The sequence below is a fragment of the uncultured Altibacter sp. genome (genome assembly GCF_963972995.1).
GTDB lineage: Bacteria > Bacteroidota > Bacteroidia > Flavobacteriales > Flavobacteriaceae > Altibacter.
This window is the reverse complement of record NZ_CAXAXI010000009.1, coordinates 34,157-52,265: the sequence shown is the minus strand read 5'-3', so window position 1 is coordinate 52,265 and position 18,109 is coordinate 34,157. Positions and strand designations below refer to the sequence as shown.

Here is an 18,109-nt window from a genome sequence, read left to right as displayed (position 1 = left end):
TTTATGAATCGAATCTTACTCTTAACCGTTTTTCTATGCTCCTTTTGCGCTGCCAGCGCACAAACTATCCAAGTGCTGGAAATTGAAACCCAAGAACCTATCCCCGGGGTCGCGGTGTATAATTCCGGTAAATCCAAAAGTGGGGTGACCGACTTCGACGGCATGGTCGATATTTCAGCATTTTCAGAAGATGAGATCATTGTATTTCAACACATTTCACACCTTAAAACCTCGCTTGCTAAAAGCAAAATAATAGCTTCCAATAATAAGGTGTACATGACCACCGATGCCAGCAGTCTTGATGAAGTAGTACTGTCGGTATCAAAATTCGGCTTAAAGAAGAAGGAACTACCACAACAAATAGTAACGGTTACTTCCGAAGATATCCAGTTTCAGAATCCGCAAACCGCTGCCGATCTTTTGGAGAATAGCGGACAGGTCTACGTGCAAAAGAGTCAGCTGGGCGGTGGAAGCCCCATGATACGTGGCTTCTCTACCAACAGGTTGTTGATCACCGTGGATGGGATTCGATTCAATACCGCTATTTTTAGAGGGGGAAACGTTCAAAACGTGATCTCCATAGATCCTTTTGCCGTAGAACGTACCGAAGTGGTCTTAGGCCCGGGATCTGTTGTCTACGGAAGTGATGCGCTGGGCGGAGTCATGAATTTTTACACCAAGCGTCCCAAATTTTCTTTTGAAGAGGGCATGTCCTTTAGCGGAAGTACTACCGCACGATATGCCACTGCTAACGAAGAAAAAACAGGACATGTCGATGTTAACATAGGGCTTAAAGAATGGGCTTTTTTAACAAGCGTTACCTACAGTGATTTCGGCGATATGAGAATGGGAGAGCACGGTCCCGACGACTACCTACGGCCCGAATATGTGGAAACGGTTAATGGCGAGGATGTAGTGATCCCAAACCCGGACCCACGGGTACAGGTACCTACGGGATACGACCAGATCAATGCCATGCAAAAAGTGCGTTTTATGCCTTCGGAAAAATGGGACTTCGGGTTGAACCTATTTTATACAACTACCAGCGATTATTCACGTTATGACCGATTGATACGAAGAAGAAACGGAATGTTGCGCTCTGCGGAATGGTACTATGGCCCACAAGAGTGGCTGGCCGGAAATCTGGAGGCACGCAATACTGCCTATGAAGGCGGAATCTATGACGAGAGTATCATCACGCTGTCGTATCAACGATTCAAAGAAAGCCGAAACGATCGCGATTTTGGCAAACCGACCCTTTTTGAAACCGATGAGACCGTTCATGCCTACAGTGCAGCTTGGGATTTTGAAAAGGACTTTGCGAAAGGGAAGTTCCATTACGGGCTGGAATATGTATTCAACAAAGTGAACAGCAACGGGAGCCAAACCGATATTACTACCGGAATTTCGCAGCCCGATGCTTCGCGTTACCCGGATGGTGCTACGTGGCAAAGTATCGCTGCATATAGCAGCCTTCAGTATCAATTAGCAGAAACACTTTCGTTTCAAGGAGGCCTGCGCTATAACCATATTTTACTTGATGCCATGTTCGATGAAAGGTTCTATGATTTCCCGTTCGCCGATGCCAACCTGAGTACCGGGGCCTTGACCGGCAGCGCAGGATTATCTTGGCAGGCAAGCGAGATCTTGCGATGGAAGGCAAACTTTTCTACGGCATTTAGAGCTCCGAATGTGGACGATGTTGGAAAGATCTTCGACAGTGAACCGGGAAGTGTGGTGGTGCCCAACCCCGATCTTAAACCCGAATATGCATATAACGGGGAACTGGCAGCCACCTTGTCTTTCGACAATATAGTGATCATCGAATTGGCAACATATATGACCGAACTAAAAGACGCACTGGTGCGGCGGGACTTTAGCTTGAACGGTCAGACCCAAATCGAGTATCAAGGAGAACTAAGTGACGTTCAGGCCATTCAAAATGCGGCGAAGGCTGAAATCTACGGATTTGAGGCCGGAATCGAAGTGAATTTCACACCGCATTGGAAACTGTCTTCTCAATACAATATTACCGACGGGTTTGAAGAGGATGACGATGGCAGCCGAAACCCTATTCGCCATGCAGCACCACAATTTGGTAATACACGACTCACCTTTGCTAAGAACAAATGGAAGTTCAATGCTTCGGCTGAATACAACGGACAATTCGATTTTCAGGATCTGGCGCCCAGTCAGGCGGCGAACGATTTCCTTTATGCCAAGGACGCATTTGGCAATCCGTATTCCCCTCGTTGGTATACGTTGAACTTTGCAGCCCAGTATGCCATTACGGAAGCGCTTCAGTTAAATGCTGCGTTGGAGAATATCACCGATCAGCGGTACCAGCCATATAGTTCCGGGATCACTGCGCCGGGGCGCAACTTGATCGTAGCGGCTACCTATGCGTTCTAAGAAACCCTTAAAAGAGAAATAACCCTATCTTTACCGCCTGAAACGCTTTTTGTTTGATATGAGATGGATCACGCTTGACGATTTTATTGATATGTATTCCAAGGTAGTGCAACGTGGGGGGGATTTTTTCTTGAGTAAATTTACACTGAACAAAAAGTCGAGGACCAAAAGTGCCTTCGACGATACTTTTGTACAATCCTCCAACTGGTGGATTATCCCTAAGGTACGCGAACGGTGGAATAAACTCATCACCGGAAATAGCAACGTCAACTACAAAGAACATTTTGTTACGAAGTATTGTAAGGGACGTAGTAACCTACGTATTCTGTCCTTGGGTGCGGGGACCTGCAGTCATGAGCTGGAATTAGCGCACTACCCCAATTTCTCGGAGATCGTATGTGTGGACCTTGCTGAAAATCGATTGGCACAAGCCAAGGCGATCGCCACTTCGCAACAGCTTACAAATATGAAATTTATAACCAGCGACTTGAATGCCTATGATTTTCCTGAAAGCTATTTTGATGTCGTGTTGTTCAATGCATCACTCCACCATTTTGAAGCCGTAGAGAAATTGCTTACAACACAGGTAAGCAAGACTCTGAAGCCTCACGGTCATGTAGTGATTAACGAATATGTGGGGCCTAACCGATTGCAATATCCTACCCATCAAATAAAGGCAATTAACAAAGCGTTACAACGTATAAATCCTGCTTTCCGCAAACGTTTCAAGACCAACTTTCCAAAGAATCGTTACTTTGGCAGTGGCATATGGCGAATGATCATGGCAGATCCCAGCGAATGTGTGGACTCGGCAGCTATACTGCCCGCCCTGCACGCTCATTTCCATACCCTCGAGGAAAAGGGATACGGCGGCAACATATTGATGAGCGTTTTAAAGGATATTTCTCACCACTTTGTGACGCCAACACCGGAACAGGAAGCGATGCTTCAGAAGCTGTTTGAGTTTGAAGACAACTATCTTGAGACGTATGACAGCGACTTTGTGTTTGGCGTGTATCAAAAGAAATGAGTTTCCAAGGTGACGTTTTTTCTGAAAGGATTCTTTCTGTCATCCCAATACTCTTACAGTACATCCTTTATAATCGCATCGACCACTTCCGGGTTGAGTAAGGTGGAGGTGTCGCCTAATTGGTCTGTTTCACCACAAGCGATCTTCCGAAGGATGCGGCGCATGATCTTTCCGGACCGCGTCTTTGGCAAACCTTCGGTGAATTGAATCTTATCCAATTTAGCAATGGGCCCGATATGTTCGGTGATGATCTGGTTGATCTCCTTCCGAAGATTGGCGGGATCCCGCTGTTCTCCGGTTTCCTTCAGAATTACAAAGCCATACAAAGCATTCCCTTTGATCTCATGCGGAAATCCAACAATGGCACTTTCGGCAACGGCCGGATGTTCATTGATAGCGTCTTCAATGGGGGCCGTTCCCAAATTATGACCCGAAACAATGATCACATCGTCCACGCGACCTGTAATACGATAATAGCCCGTAGTATCTCGTAAAGCGCCGTCTCCGGTAAAATAATAGCCTTTAAATGTGGAAAAATAAGTGTCTTTATACCGTTGATGATCCCCCCAAATGGTACGAGCCATGGCGGGCCAGGGAAAACCGATACACAAACGTCCGCTCACCGAATTTCCGTGCAGCGTATTACCCTCTTCGTCCATAAGCGCAGGCTGAATCCCGGGTAAAGGCAAGGTGGCAAATGTAGGGATTGTTGGTGTAGCGTAGGGGATAGGTGAGATCATGATACCGCCGGTCTCTGTTTGCCACCATGTATCTACGATGGGGCACTGTTTTTTACCAATATTATCATTGTACCAGTGCCAGGCCTCTTCGTTGATAGGCTCTCCCACAGTTCCTAGAATCTTAAGAGAGGAAAGGTCATGATTTTCGGAAAAGTCCAGTCGCTCTTTGGCTAAGGCTCGAATAGCCGTGGGTGCTGTGTAAAATTGGTTTACTTTGTGCTTTTCCACCACGGCCCAGAACCGACTCCAGTCCGGGTAAGAGGGAACACCTTCAAAGAGGACTGTTGTTGCACCGTTCGCTAAAGGTCCGTAGACAATATAGCTGTGTCCCGTGATCCATCCGATATCGGCAGTGCACCAATACACATCGTCTTCGCGGTATTGAAAGACGTTCTTGAAAGTATAAGCGGTATAGACCATGTAGCCTGCGGTGGTGTGCACCATGCCTTTTGGTTTTCCGGTGGAGCCGGAGGTATAGAGGATAAACAACGGATCTTCCGCTTCCATGAGTTCCGCTGGACATACCGAGGAGGCTTCGTCCAACAGCGGTTGTAGCCAAATGTCCCGACCTTTGTGCATGTTTATTTCTGAATGGATTCGCTTAACCACCAACACGGTCGTTACGCCTTTACAATGTTCCAATGCTTCGTCTACAATCCCTTTAAGATCGATGGTCTTGGCACCTCTATACCCACCATCGCTTGTCACAACTATGGAACAGTCGCAGTCATTAATACGTGTGGCAAGAGCGGTAGAAGAAAATCCCGCAAACACCACCGAATGGATGGCGCCAATGCGTGCGCAGGCAAGAAGGGCGATCGCCAATTCCGGGATCATGGGGAGGTAGATACATACCCGATCTCCTTTTTTAACCCCTTGCTCCTTTAATACATTCGCAAATTTACATACCCGCTCGTGCAATTGTTTATAGGTGATGTGTTGCGGTTCCTCCGAAGGATCGTTGGGTTCAAAGAGAAGGGCCGTTTTTGATCCCCGTGCATACAGGTGCCGATCGATACAGTTCTCGGTGATGTTAAGTTGGGCGCCTTGGAACCATCGAACGGCGGGCTGAGTGAGATCGTGTTCCAAAACCCGGTCCCAAGGTTTACGCCAGAGGAAATTCTCTTCCGCAATTTCTTCCCAAAAGGTTTCCGGATCGCGTACCGATTTGCGATAGACTTGAAAATATTCTTCTAGATTCTTAATATGGTAGTTACTCATAAAGCTTCAGAAACTTAAATTCCCTCTAAGATACTGTTTTTTAAAAAAGATTTTTTTCTGAAAAGAAATTTCATAAAACACTGATAAGCAATAATTAAAAAGTTTACAAACGTTTACAAATAACTATAAACGATAGTAAATACGTACCAACCGACTTGTTTTTGGAAGCTGTCTCATATTTGCACTGTTGAATCGTTGGAGTGACATTATTGTGTACAGGTAATACAACTGGTGATGATTCAGGCTAAAAGGATCCGGGAGACACCCGGGCATTATCTTAACTGTTTAATCTATAAAATTTAGAAATTATGAGCACACTTAGAAACAAAGTACAGTTGATTGGAAACTTAGGAAACGACCCCGAAGTCCTTACATTGGAATCCGGGAAGAAATTGGCGAAATTCAGTATTGCGACCAATGAGAGCTACAAAAATCAGAAAGGCGAGCGGGTCACCGACACCCAATGGCACAATGTAGTAGCGTGGGGAAAAACGGCCGAGATCGTAGAAAGCTACGTCACCAAAGGCAAGGAAGTAGCCGTAGAAGGCAAACTAACCACCCGCTCTTGGGATGATAAGGACGGTAACAAACGCTATACCACCGAAGTGGTCTGTAACGAGTTATTGCTGTTGGGAGGTAAATAGAAGTTACCTACATACATTAAAACCTCGCTGTACTATGCAGCGGGGTTTTTTATTTAAAAGAACAGCTCCTGTGCCAAACGAAAGGTATTGGCATGGGCGTCAATGATCGTCTTGATGTCGGGGGAATAACCGCCGCCCATACTTATTTGAAGCGGGATATTATAGGTTTTGCACGTTTGAAGTACGTAGCGATCACGTGCTTTACAACCTTCCAATGTGCAATTCAACCGACCCAATTTATCGCTTTCCAAAATGTCGACCCCGCTTAAATAGAAGATAAAATCGGGTTGCTGGTCTTCGATGAGTTTTGGAAGTGTTTCTTGAAGCGCAGAAAGATAGACCTCGTCTGTAGTGCCATCGGGCAGTGGAATATCCAAATCACTTTTTTCTTTTCGGAAGGGGTAATTTCCTTCACCATGCATGGAAAAGGTAAAGACTAACAGATCATCCTGAAAAATCACCGCAGTACCATTTCCTTGATGAACATCTAAGTCGACAAGCAGTATTTTTTTTGCTTTTTGATTCTGCAATAAATAACGTGCAGCTATGGCCTGATCGTTAAAAAGACAAAATGCTTCTCCATGATCCGGATACGCATGGTGTGTCCCGCCGGCAATGTTCATGGCAATGCCATGCGTCAAGGCGTGGTCACAGCCTTCAATCGTGCCTTGTGTGATGACATACTCACGCGTAACAAGGGCTTCGGAAAGCGGGAAACCAATCTTTCTGGCGGCTCGTTTGTCCAAGGTAAGATTCCGAAGGTCATTCACGTAGCTTTCTGAATGCACGGCCAAAACGGCTTCATCTGCACTTTGCGAAGGTGAAAAAAAATTAGCCTCCACACAGGTGCCTTCGTGAAGCAATTGGTCGTGTAGCAATTCGTATTTAGACATCGGGAAACGATGCCCTAGAGGAAGGTTATGTCTAAAAATAGGATGATACGCTATTTTAAGCATTAATTGATCGTTGCTCCATTTTCTACTCCGTCCGTATCGGGATTCAAAAACACGAGCTTGCCTTCCGGCGTTTCGGTCATGAGGATCATGCCTTCACTGTCCACCCCGCGCAGGGCTCTGGGGGCAAGATTTACCAAAACAGTTACTTTCCGTCCTACAATCTCTTCCGGTGTAAAACTTTCGGCAATACCCGATACAATGGTTCGCACATCTATTCCCGTATCCACCTTTAAGACTAATAATTTCTTCGCTTTAGGCATTTTTTCGGCTTCCACAATGGTTCCCACCCGAATGTCGAGTTTAGTAAAATCGTCAAACTGAATGGTCTCTTTTTGAGGGATAACAGCATTTTTGGCAGCTTCGTTCATTTTTTTACTGGCTTGTAGTTTTTCTAATTGTTTCTGAATTTGTTCGTCCTCAATTTTGCTGAAAAGCAACCCTCCTTTTCCTATGGTATGCCCGGGAGTGAGCAGTGCATCACTATTTGAAACGGAATCCCAAGCGCTTGTACCATTGGTTGTCGAAAGGCGAAGGGTGGTTTTCAGTTTTTCAGAAGTAAAAGGCAAAAAGGGCTCGCTAAGGATCGCTAAGGCAGAAGCTACCTGTAAAGCAACGTACATCACGGTTCGCGTGCGGGCCTCGTCTGTTTTAACGGTCTTCCAAGGCTCTTCATCGGCCAAATACTTGTTTCCCAATCGGGCGACATTCATCAATTCTTGCTGCGCTTCCCGAAAACGGTAGCGTTCTATAGAACTAGCAATCACGGCCGGGTACGCTTGAAGCTCTTTCAGAGTTTGGTTGTCTGCTTCGGAAAAGGCAGCAGGTTGCGGTACGTTTCCTTCATAATATTTATCGGTAAGCACCATGACGCGATTGATAAAATTTCCGAAGATCGCCACCAACTCATTGTTGTTGCGCGCTTGAAAGTCACTCCAGGTAAAGTCATTATCCTTGGTTTCGGGCGCATTGGCGGTTAAGGTGTAGCGTAATACATCCTGCTGGCCCGGAAATTCTTCCAGATATTCATGCAGCCACACAGCCCAATTCTTGCTGGTAGAGATTTTGTTCCCTTCTAGGTTCAAGAATTCGTTGGCAGGGACATTGTCAGGAAGAATATAACTTCCTTCGGCTTTTAGCATGGCCGGAAAGATGATACAGTGAAACACGATATTGTCCTTCCCTATAAAATGTAACAATTTGGTTTCGCTGTCCTTCCAGTAGGGCTCCCACTCTTTTCCTTCTTTGGCAGCCCATTCTTTGGTTGCGGAAATATAGCCTATGGGCGCATCAAACCAAACGTAAAGTACCTTTCCTTCGGCTCCTTTCACCGGCACGGGTATTCCCCAATCCAAGTCGCGGGTCACGGCACGGGGTCGCAAGCCGTCATCAATCCATGATTTGCACTGGCCGTAAACATTGGTCTTCCAGTCTTTTTGATGGCCCTTCAAGATCCATTCCTTAAGCCAGGATTCGTATTGATCCAGGGGTAAGAACCAATGCTTGGTCTCCTTGCGAACGGGCTTGTTCCCGCTTATCATACTCTTAGGATTAATGAGGTCTGTAGCATTATGCGACGTACCGCAGTTCTCACACTGGTCGCCGTAACTTTCTTCAAAACCACACTTGGGGCAGGTACCTACGACAAAACGATCTGCTAAAAATTGACCGGCTTCCTCGTCGTAGAGTTGTTCGGTGATCTCTTCAATGAATTTGCCTTCTTCGTACAATTTTTTAAAGAAGGCCGAAGCAGTCTCGTGGTGGATCTTTGCTGAAGTTCGCGAATAATTATCGAAAGAGATACCGAAGTCGTTGAACGATTTTTTGATAATCGCATGGTATTTATCCACGACCTGTTGGGGGGTGATACCTTCTTTTTTCGCTTTAATAGTAATAGGAACACCGTGCTCGTCACTTCCGCACACAAAAGCAACGTCATTGCCTTGCATTCGTTGAAAACGCGCATAGATATCGGCGGGAACATAGACGCCGGCTAAATGGCCAATATGTACCGGGCCGTTGGTATAAGGAAGAGCTGCAGTGATCGTGTATCGCTTCGGTTGCTTCATAAAATCTTTCTGAATGCCCAGTTTTATTCGGGCAGCACAAAAATAAGGATTTTATCTTCGGAAGCGGTTATCTGAAAAGAGAAAAGTCTTCTGTTCCGAAAGTCTTTCCGAAGCCATCATACTACTATTTAATAAGAAGGGGCGCACTGTAAAACTGACCTCCCAATGCGATACGATACAGATACTGTCCGTAACTCAACCTGCCTTTAACAGCCGCTTTCACATCAATGCGATGCCTGCCGGGGAAGAGGATCTCATTCTTCAGCGTGGCAATCTCTCTTCCGGTGATATCGTACAACTTTATATCTACATTGCCTGTTACGGGCATTTGCAGTTCGATGTAGGTACGGTCATTTTGATAGATCGCTACATGAGAAAGTTTTGTCGTGTCACTAAAATCTGTGACCGAAAGACTTTCACAAGACAGTCCCAGATCGAGATGCTCGTATGTTTGATTGAGCAAAATGGTACTTACTACCGAAGGATCCAAACAGAACCAATCGGTTAAAACCGTGGAATATACATCGCGGAAATCGGTGGAGGGGAGCAGGTTGTCGTTACTGTCCCACACATTCAAGTCCGGATGTTCCCCTACAAATCCGCTGCCGTTCAAGCCGGGGCCAAATAGCATCACCGGTGAGGCAGCACCATGATCGGTCCCGTTGGAGCCGTTCTCGTACGGGCGTCGGCCAAATTCGGAAATAGTCATAGCCAATACATTGTTCTGCATTCCTGTAGCGGAAAGGTCATCGAAGAAATCCTTTATGGAATCGGCAAGATCCTCTAAAAGGGTTCTGTGGTCGTTCACCTGATTGGCATGGGTGTCGAAACTGCCTAATGTTACCATATAGACTTTGGTCCCTAACCCTCCTTTGATCATCCGGGCAACGATCGCCAATTGATTGGCTAATTGCTCGTCAGCATAGGGGACATCATTGTTCGAAGCCATATAGGCGTCATTTATCACGCCTGCATAGGTAAAAGTAGTGTTGGCAGTAGCGCGCATAAAAAGCAGTTTGTCACCATAGACACAATCCGGGATGTCGGTGACATCGTGCAGACTTCCGTTCTGAGCGACATTGGCCAATTGTGCCGGATTCGCTACTGAAAAGGCATAATTGCTGTTAACGCCGTCAAAAATGAGGTTTCCCAAGCTGCCAATTTGTACTGCGGGCGGTATTTCGGGTGGATTGATAAGGTAATCGGGATACAGGTCTTCAAAATAGCGTCCCCACCATCCCGTAGGTTCAAAGTTAATGTCGTCCGTAGAGGCCCATATTTCCGAAGAACGAAAATGAGACAGGTTCTGTTGCGGATAGCCCACACCGTGGATCACTTTCATATTCCCGTCGCCCCATACTGACTGCAAGCTGTTCATATAGTTGGGAAGGGCGAAATTGGTATTGAGATTAAACAGATCGGCCGTGTTGTGTTTTATGGTAGGCCTCAGATTGGCGTATGTCCCATAATCGTACACCGGGACAATGGTATTGAGTCCGTCATTCCCTCCTTTGAGACGTATGATAACTAAGATGTTCTCGTTCTCACTTTGTGATAATGCAACGGATAGCGGAGAGGGCTTGGACGCCGAGACAGCACTATTGGCGAGCACCATGCCTCCGGCTCCGGCGAGTCCCAATGCCTGAATAAAGGAACGTCGGTTCCAGGTAGCATGCTCTTGTTCGTGAACCTTTTTATCCTTCTTTGAAGCTGAAGGACTTTTTGGGAGGTGGTCGTGATCACACATAGTAGTAGTTATTTAAGTTGAAATTCGGGCATGCGGGCAATATGCTTCAGCAATATAAATACCTGATACGGCGCCTCAGACCAGCTAAGGTTCCAAATGCCATCGTCATAGTAATTTTGGGGGATCTCCCATTTAAAGATCGTGGTCGCAATGGCATAATCACCAACAGTATGTAACGGTTTTGCCATAAAATGATCCACCAGTACCTGCGTGATGAACTCGGGATCATTGCTGTCATTCGTGAGATCCCTAGCAAGATCGGTAAAGGTAAAGTCGTAGCCATTAGAGAAAAGATAATCCAGATACACTTCCATGAGCTGCCAACGGCCCGTGAGCGTGGAGGTATTGATCCAGGTCTCATCGCGTTGCCAGCCCGAAACATCCGGCGGATCGTAGAGTTCCTGACCCATAAGACCCGCATAATAGATAAACGCATCCATAATGGAATCGTCGTAGAAAAACCCTGTCTCGTTCGCGAAGGTGAACATCACGTCAAACGGACTTTTTATCACGACACCCAGCGCACGTTCATCAAAAAAATGTTCGCTTTTACACAACTGTTTTAAAACAGGAACCAATTCAAAATTATTTGCGACAAAGGTTTGTGCGAGCGGAGCGATCACATTTTGTTCTACAATAGCGTCCACATCGGGACTTACCAAGAATTTATAGAGTTTACGGCAAATATATTCAGCGATCTCCATCCCGCGCTCTTGAAAGAGAATGTTGATCACATCTTCATACCCCCAAGGTCCGGTTTGTCCAAAGATGGTCTTACTACCCGCATCATGTGTGATCGCATCAAAATAGATGGCAGCCCCAGGTTCGGCCCAGTGATTATATCCTGTTAGCGCTCGGGATGTTTCTGTGATATCGGTTTCGGTGTAGCCGTTGCCCTCTCCCAAGGTGAATAGCTCAAAAAGTTCACGAGCGTAATTCTCGTTGGGATTGTTATTGGTATTTTCAAATCCGTTGAGGTAGACGAGCATGGTGGAGTTGATCCCTATGGACTGTACAAAATCCTTAAAATTTCCAAGGCAATGCGTTTGTAGGTTGTTGTAATACTGAAATAAGTAGGGTGCGTAAAAGTAGGTTTCCAATTCTGTAACGAAGTGATTTGCCCAGAAGAAAGTGAGTCGGCCGCGCAGTTTTTCTGAAATAAAATCGTTGCCGGTTTGTACACGCCAATCCTGAATGTATTGATTGTTCTGCGCTTCATAATCGCTGAAATCACTTACTGCATAATACCCCCAAGCGGGCGCCGGGGTTACAGGCAGACCGGCTGCCGTATCCACCAGAGAATCTATAAAATCTCCGGGGCTCATGGCCAAAGCAGCATCGACCTCCAGCTGTGAGGCACCAAAACCCAGACGTTTAAATACATGTTTTACTTTACTCGTATTCCACGGATTTGAACCGTTAGGGACGTACGGAACAAGGGTTGACACATTGCAGGAGAAGGTAGCAATTGTTTCCATAGGCAATAGGTTTTGCAGGTTTGAGGCTTTTAAAAATACTGAATTGTAGCTTTTTAAGACCTGCCGTACATAATTTTAACTAAAAAGTTTGTCGATTCATTGCCCGGAAACCTAATTTTAACACATGCAAACACCGCACTATTTGTCTTCCGGAGATCGCGTTGCCATTGTGTCGACCGCCCGAAAAATAACCGAAACCGAATTAAAACCCGCCTTGGAATTTCTTAAAAGCTGGGGTCTGAAAGCTGTGTTGGGGAATACTATAGGGGCCGAAGACCATCAGTTTGCGGGAAGTGATGAATTACGCGCATCCGACTTTCAAAAAGCGTTGGATGATCCATCGATAAAAGCGATCTGGTGTGCACGGGGTGGATACGGAACGGTACGCATCTTGGATCGGTTGGATTTTTCAGCATTTAGAAAACACCCAAAGTGGATCATTGGGTACAGCGATGTAACCGTATTGCATTCGCATATTCACAAATTGGAAATCGAAACACTGCACGCTCAAATGCCATTGGATATTGACGCGAAATCTGAAGCGGCCCGAAACAGCATCAGACAGGTCCTTTTTGGAGATGCCTATCGTATTAGCTATGCTTCGGAAGCATCGTTATCCCGTCCCGGCAAATCAAAAGGGCATTTGGTTGGAGGAAATTTGTCGATCCTGTATTCGCTCTGCGGAAGCTCTTCCGCATTGGAGACCCGCGGAAAGATCCTTTTTCTGGAAGATCTGGACGAATACCTGTATCACATTGACAGGATGCTTCAGAATTTAAAAAGAAATGGAATGCTGGAGCATCTGGTCGGATTGATCGTTGGAGGCATGAGCAAGATGAATGATAATTCGGTGCCGTTTGGAAAGACAGCCGAGGAAATCATTCGGGAAGCGGTTTCCGAATACGATTATCCGGTATGTTTTAATTTTCCGGCGGGACATATTACGGATAACAGAGCGCTTATTCTAGGAAGGGAGGTGACCTTCGAAGTTAGCCCAAAGCAGGTTTTATTGCAGTTCTTATAAGTTGTATCTTGTAAAGAATCGTTGCCGGGCGGCAGAAATTGAAACACTATGGCATACCATAACGAACTAGGGAAGATTGGAGAACAATTGGCAGTAGACTATTTATTGCGCAACGACTATGCTATCTTGGAACGAAATTTTGTTTATGACAAAGCCGAAATAGATATTATTGCCAAAAAAGAAACAGGCACCATTGTGATGGTGGAAGTAAAGACGCGAAACAGTGATTTTTTCGGAGATCCCCAGGAATTTGTCACAAAAAATAAAATAAAGCTATTGGTAAAGGCCGCAAATGAATATATGATCTCCAATAAGTTAGATGAGGAAGTTCGTTTTGATATCATTGCGGTCTTAAAAAATGAAAAGATCGAAAATATTGAACATTTTAAAAATGCCTTTTACCACTTTTAGAATTAGTAGGATGGATGAGTGCGCTACGATACAATCACTTTTTGCTTAGCTCATCAACTGTCCTGAAGTTCTATTTCTCATAAACGAATCAATCTTATAGAGTAGAACGATCTGCAGTAGCACGGCAGGAATCAAAAACAGGAGTCCGAGAATGGCCGTAAAAATCAGTATTAAAAATACACCACTTGCCATTTCCAATCCACCGGCTACTTGTGGTACTATTCCCAGAGGCTTAGGAAGCCGGATAAGTGCGAAACCAAAGATAACGCTTCCAATGCCGCAGAAAATAGATTGTGTTACCAACACGTATTCCATATAGAACGGTTCGAAATACAGGGAGGCCATGTCGTACCCATAGAATAATATGGTTTTTCCTATTAAGAAGTAGGCACCTATTTTCAGTAAATAATTATTAAAAATGTTCCCGCTGGAAACAAATCCCCACATAAAATATATGTAGGTAATCAGGACTACAAATTTGATGCTTATATATCCTGCGTTGGAAATAATAAGTTCATTTTCATAGAAGCGGGCATAATCCACGGCAAATTCCACGAATCCTGAAAGAAAATAGATGAGGCCGCAAATCCAAGCTAATTTTACATAAAAACCAGAAGCACCCGCATCTTTGGTAAAAGCAAGTTCTTCATTTGAAGTGTGCTCCTGTAGATGTTCCAAATTTTCACCAAGGGCATTCAAAATGGTTTTTAAAGTAAAACTTCTTGGGGTTACTTCCCCGGCTTCAATACGTTGAATGGTTCGCACATTGATGTTGCATAGCTCAACCAATTCTTCTTGGGTAAGCCCTTTTTGCCTGCGAAGCTCCAAAATTTTTTGACCAAGTTCAGGTTGTTTCATCTGTAAAAGAAATTAGGAAGCAATAGTACGATAGCAGTAAATATACTGCAATATTTTCGAGGGAATTTCACCCGACATTCACCCGACATTTCCTTATATGATGGAATTTATATTGAAAAAGACTCAAATATCTTTAACGCCTTTTCTACGGAAGAGATTCGTTCAAAAGTCAACAATAACCGTAATCCGTTTCGGGTTTCCTTTTCTTTCATCTTGACGGTTTGCGAATGACTTTGCACATATTGTAGCACTTTTCCAAAGTTTGCACTTTGGTAAAAAGCACTTTGTTGGTCGCTCACAAAGTATCCTACCAACTTCCCTTTTTTCATCACCACACGTTCTAAGCCCATGGAGATAGCAAACCATTTTATACGCACACTGTCAAGCAAGTCCTGAGCTTCTTCCGGCAATGGTCCAAATCGGTCAACAAGTTCTTCTTCGAATTTTTGCAACTCGGTTTCGGTCTTTAATTCGTTGAGTTTGGTGTAAAGGTTCAAGCGCTCGGTAATATTATTTACATAATCATCCGGGAAGAGTAATTCGAAATCGGTATCGATCACCACTTCTTTCACAAAATCTTTCTTCTCATGCTCGGTGCCGGCATACAGGTCTTTAAATTCTTTTTCTTTCAATTCGTCGATCGCTTCGGAAAGGATTTTTTGGTAGGTCTCAAAACCAATCTCATTAATAAAACCGCTTTGCTCACCCCCCAAAAGATCACCGGCGCCACGAATCTCAAGATCTTTCATGGCGATGTTGAGTCCGCTGCCCAATTCACTAAATTGCTCCAGAGCGGTGATTCGTTTTCGGGCATCATCGGTCATGGCCGAATACGGTGGCGTTATAAAATAGCAAAAAGCCTTCTTGTTGCTTCGTCCTACGCGTCCGCGCATTTGGTGGAGGTCCGAAAGACCAAAGTTATTGGCGTTGTTAATAAAGATCGTATTCGCATTTGGAACGTCTAAGCCACTTTCAATAATGGTCGTCGAGACCAACACATCGAATTCGTTGTTCATAAAGGCGAGCATGAGATTTTCAAGTTTCTTACCTTCCATTTGTCCGTGACCTATACCCAGTTTTGCATCGGGGACCAAACGTTGGATCATTCCGGCTACTTCTTTAATATTCTCTATGCGGTTGTGCACAAAGAAAACTTGTCCGCCACGGGAGATCTCGTAACGAATAGCATCTCTAATAGTTTCTTCGGAAAAGCGTATCACGTGGGTCTCAACGGGATAGCGGTTGGGAGGGGGTGTGGTAATGACCGAAAGATCCCGCGCGGCCATCAAACTAAACTGAAGCGTTCTTGGAATAGGTGTTGCCGTGAGTGTCAAGGTATCTACATTCTCTTTTATGGTCTTCAGTTTGTCTTTAACGGCAACCCCAAATTTTTGTTCCTCATCAATGATGAGCAGTCCAAGGTCTTTAAATGCAACCGACTTATTTACCAGTTGATGCGTCCCTATTACAATATCCAGTGTGCCATTTTTAAGGTCTTCCAGCACGGTTCTACGTTCTTTAGCTGTACGAAAACGATTGAGATAGTCCACCCGGACAGGCATTTCAGACAAACGTTCTGAAAAAGTTTTATGATGCTGGAATGCTAAAATAGTAGTAGGCACCAAAACAGCTACCTGTTTTCCGTTATCCACCGCTTTAAAAGCCGCGCGTATAGCAACCTCGGTCTTTCCGAAGCCAACATCCCCGCAGACCAAACGGTCCATGGGACGTTCGTTTTCCATATCCCGCTTTACGTCTTCGGTAGCGGTTACCTGATCCGGGGTGTCTTCATACAGGAAGGAAGATTCCAGCTCCAGTTGCAAATAGGAATCGGGGTCAAAGGCAAAGCCTTTCTGTAATCGTCGCTTTGCGTATAGTTCGATCAAATTGAAAGCAATTTCCTTGACACGTGTCTTGGTCTTTTGCTTCAATTTTTTCCACGCTGCACTACCAAGTTTATAGATTTTTGGGGCAGTGCCGTCCTTTCCGTTGTATTTCGAGATCTTATGAAGCGAATGGATGCTGAGGTAGAGTATATCGCGTTCCCCATAGATAAGTTTGATCGCTTCCTGTTGTTTTCCTTCTACATCAATCTTCTGAAGTCCGCCAAATTTCCCGATCCCATGGTCGATATGGGTGACATAATCCCCTACTTCAAGATTGGTGAGTTCCTTGAGGGTGATCGCCTGTTTCTTGGCATAACCGTTCTTAAGCTGAAATTTATGATAGCGTTCAAAGATCTGATGGTCGGTGTAACAAACTGTTTTAGCATCGTCGTCAATAAATCCTTGGTACAATGGAAAAACAACGGTCTCAAACTGTACAACTTTTTGTTGGGCATCCTCAAAGATATCGTGGAAGCGTCGAGCTTGTTGCTCACTGCTGCAGAATATATAATTGGTGTACCCTTCCGAAGCTTTGGAATTCAGATCTTCAATAAGTAGGTTGAACTGTTTGTTAAACGATGGTTGCGGTCGCGTGTGAAAAACAATGGGAGCCGCTGCGGAAGTATTTTTCCCGGAGGTCAAGACTACTTTGGTAAACTCCTTTAACTGTTCATTCAGTAAAGCCGATGAACAAAATAACTCCCGGGGCTCACTTTGCTTTACTTCTCCTTTTGTTTCCTGATAGGCTTTGGTCGCTTTCTTAAAAAGAGCGTCGATACTGTTACTTAAAAGTTCCTCATTCTTTAGAAAGACTACGGTTTTTGAGGCGATGTATTCTAAAAAGCTTTCCCGAACGCTCAACGCAGTTGCGCTGTCCTCCAATCTCTTATTCTCGACATTGGGAATGATGGAGATTTTTTTTACACGTTCGAGTGAAAGTTGCGTCTCGACATCGAACGTTCGGATGCTGTCCACCTCATCGCCAAAAAACTCAATGCGATACGGCTCGTCATTGCTAAAGGAAAAAACATCCAAGATTCCCCCACGTACAGAGAATTCCCCGGGTTCCGTAACAAAATCGACACGCTTAAAATGATAGGCAAAAAGCACTTCATTCACAAAATCGATGGACAAAGTATCGTTCAAAGCGATCTTCAGGGTGTTCTTTTCCAGTTCCTTTCTGGTAACCACCTTTTCGAACAACGCTTCGGGGTAGGTGACAATAAGCGCGGGTTTCTTTCGAGAATTGATGCGGTTAAGCACTTCCGAACGAAGCAACACATTGGCGTTGTCTGTTTCTTCAATTTGGTAGGGCCTACGATAACTTCCGGGGTAGAATAGTACATTTTCATCCCCAAGAAGATTCTCGAGATCGTTAAGATAATAGGCAGCTTCTTCCTTATCGTTCAGGATACATAAAAAAGGGACTTCTGTCAATTTGAAAGTATTGGCGATGACAAGGGAGGTAGCAGAGCCTACGAGTCCGGAAATTTCTGTTCTCGCTTGAGATCGAGCAATAGTATCCTCCAGTTTTCGGGTAGCCGAAGACTGAGAAAATAAGGCAGAGACGAGTGTTTTACTCATGGTGGGCAAAGATAGGGCGTTCCGTTTTTTATTTACAAGTCCAAATGCAGAT

The 18,109-nt window shown here is 44.9% G+C and carries 12 protein-coding genes; 5 read left to right on the top strand and 7 right to left on the bottom strand.

The window, feature by feature from the left end; translation table 11 throughout:
* The first annotated feature begins 3 nt into the window (after positions 1-3).
* Positions 4-2,412 carry a TonB-dependent receptor gene (locus AACZ11_RS05560; RefSeq protein WP_290628876.1) on the top strand — a complete coding sequence of 803 codons (2,409 nt, stop codon included), beginning with the start codon at positions 4-6 and terminating at the stop codon, positions 2,410-2,412.
* 58 nt (positions 2,413-2,470) lie between these two features.
* A complete protein-coding gene (locus AACZ11_RS05555) occupies positions 2,471-3,442 on the top strand; it encodes a class I SAM-dependent methyltransferase (protein ID WP_290628877.1) in 972 nt (323 codons plus the stop codon).
* A 53-nt stretch (positions 3,443-3,495) separates the two neighbouring features.
* Here the strand turns inward: AACZ11_RS05555 and acs are convergent, their stop codons facing one another.
* Entirely contained in the window at positions 3,496-5,403 is a 1,908-nt protein-coding gene (gene acs / locus AACZ11_RS05550) for an acetate--CoA ligase (RefSeq protein WP_290628878.1), read from the bottom strand.
* Positions 5,404-5,711: 308 nt separating this feature from the next.
* Between acs and ssb the strand changes: the two genes are divergently transcribed.
* Positions 5,712-6,047 (top strand): single-stranded DNA-binding protein, encoded by a 336-nt coding sequence (gene ssb, locus AACZ11_RS05545; protein WP_290628879.1) that lies wholly within the window; start codon positions 5,712-5,714, stop codon positions 6,045-6,047.
* Positions 6,048-6,100: 53 nt separating this feature from the next.
* On the opposite strand, the gene AACZ11_RS05540 is transcribed toward ssb, so the two are convergent.
* The 4 genes from AACZ11_RS05540 to AACZ11_RS05525 all read right to left on the bottom strand — a co-directional run bounded on the left by AACZ11_RS05540 (position 6,101) and on the right by AACZ11_RS05525 (position 12,294).
* Positions 6,101-7,003, bottom strand: a complete 903-nt coding sequence (locus tag AACZ11_RS05540; protein ID WP_290628880.1) for a histone deacetylase — start codon at positions 7,001-7,003, stop codon at positions 6,101-6,103.
* The gene (gene metG / locus AACZ11_RS05535; RefSeq protein WP_290628881.1) at positions 7,003-9,069 is read right to left on the bottom strand and encodes a methionine--tRNA ligase; all 2,067 of its coding nucleotides are present in this window, start codon (positions 9,067-9,069) and stop codon (positions 7,003-7,005) included. Before metG ends, AACZ11_RS05540 begins: the two co-directional genes overlap by 1 nt.
* A 124-nt stretch (positions 9,070-9,193) precedes the next feature.
* Entirely contained in the window at positions 9,194-10,816 is a 1,623-nt protein-coding gene (locus AACZ11_RS05530) for a DUF1501 domain-containing protein (RefSeq protein ID WP_290628882.1), read from the bottom strand.
* 8 nt (positions 10,817-10,824) lie between these two features.
* Positions 10,825-12,294: a DUF1800 family protein gene (locus tag AACZ11_RS05525; protein ID WP_290628883.1), complete on the bottom strand. Its 1,470-nt coding sequence runs from the start codon at positions 12,292-12,294 to the stop codon at positions 10,825-10,827.
* A 124-nt stretch (positions 12,295-12,418) separates the two neighbouring features.
* On the opposite strand from AACZ11_RS05525, the gene AACZ11_RS05520 reads away from it, so the two are divergent.
* On the top strand, positions 12,419-13,318 hold the full coding sequence (locus AACZ11_RS05520) for an LD-carboxypeptidase (RefSeq protein WP_290628884.1): 900 nt from the start codon (positions 12,419-12,421) through the stop codon (positions 13,316-13,318).
* A 48-nt stretch (positions 13,319-13,366) separates the two neighbouring features.
* Positions 13,367-13,729 (top strand): YraN family protein, encoded by a 363-nt coding sequence (locus AACZ11_RS05515; RefSeq protein WP_290628885.1) that lies wholly within the window; start codon positions 13,367-13,369, stop codon positions 13,727-13,729.
* 45 nt (positions 13,730-13,774) lie between these two features.
* On the opposite strand, the gene AACZ11_RS05510 is transcribed toward AACZ11_RS05515, so the two are convergent.
* Together AACZ11_RS05510 and mfd are read right to left on the bottom strand one after the other, a co-directional pair.
* Positions 13,775-14,587, bottom strand: coding sequence for a helix-turn-helix transcriptional regulator (locus AACZ11_RS05510; protein ID WP_290628886.1), 813 nt, complete (start codon positions 14,585-14,587; stop codon positions 13,775-13,777).
* Positions 14,588-14,694: 107 nt separating this feature from the next.
* Complete coding sequence (gene mfd, locus AACZ11_RS05505; protein WP_290628887.1) at positions 14,695-18,057, bottom strand: transcription-repair coupling factor; 3,363 nt, start codon at positions 18,055-18,057, stop codon at positions 14,695-14,697.
* Between the last annotated feature and the right edge of the window lie 52 nt (positions 18,058-18,109).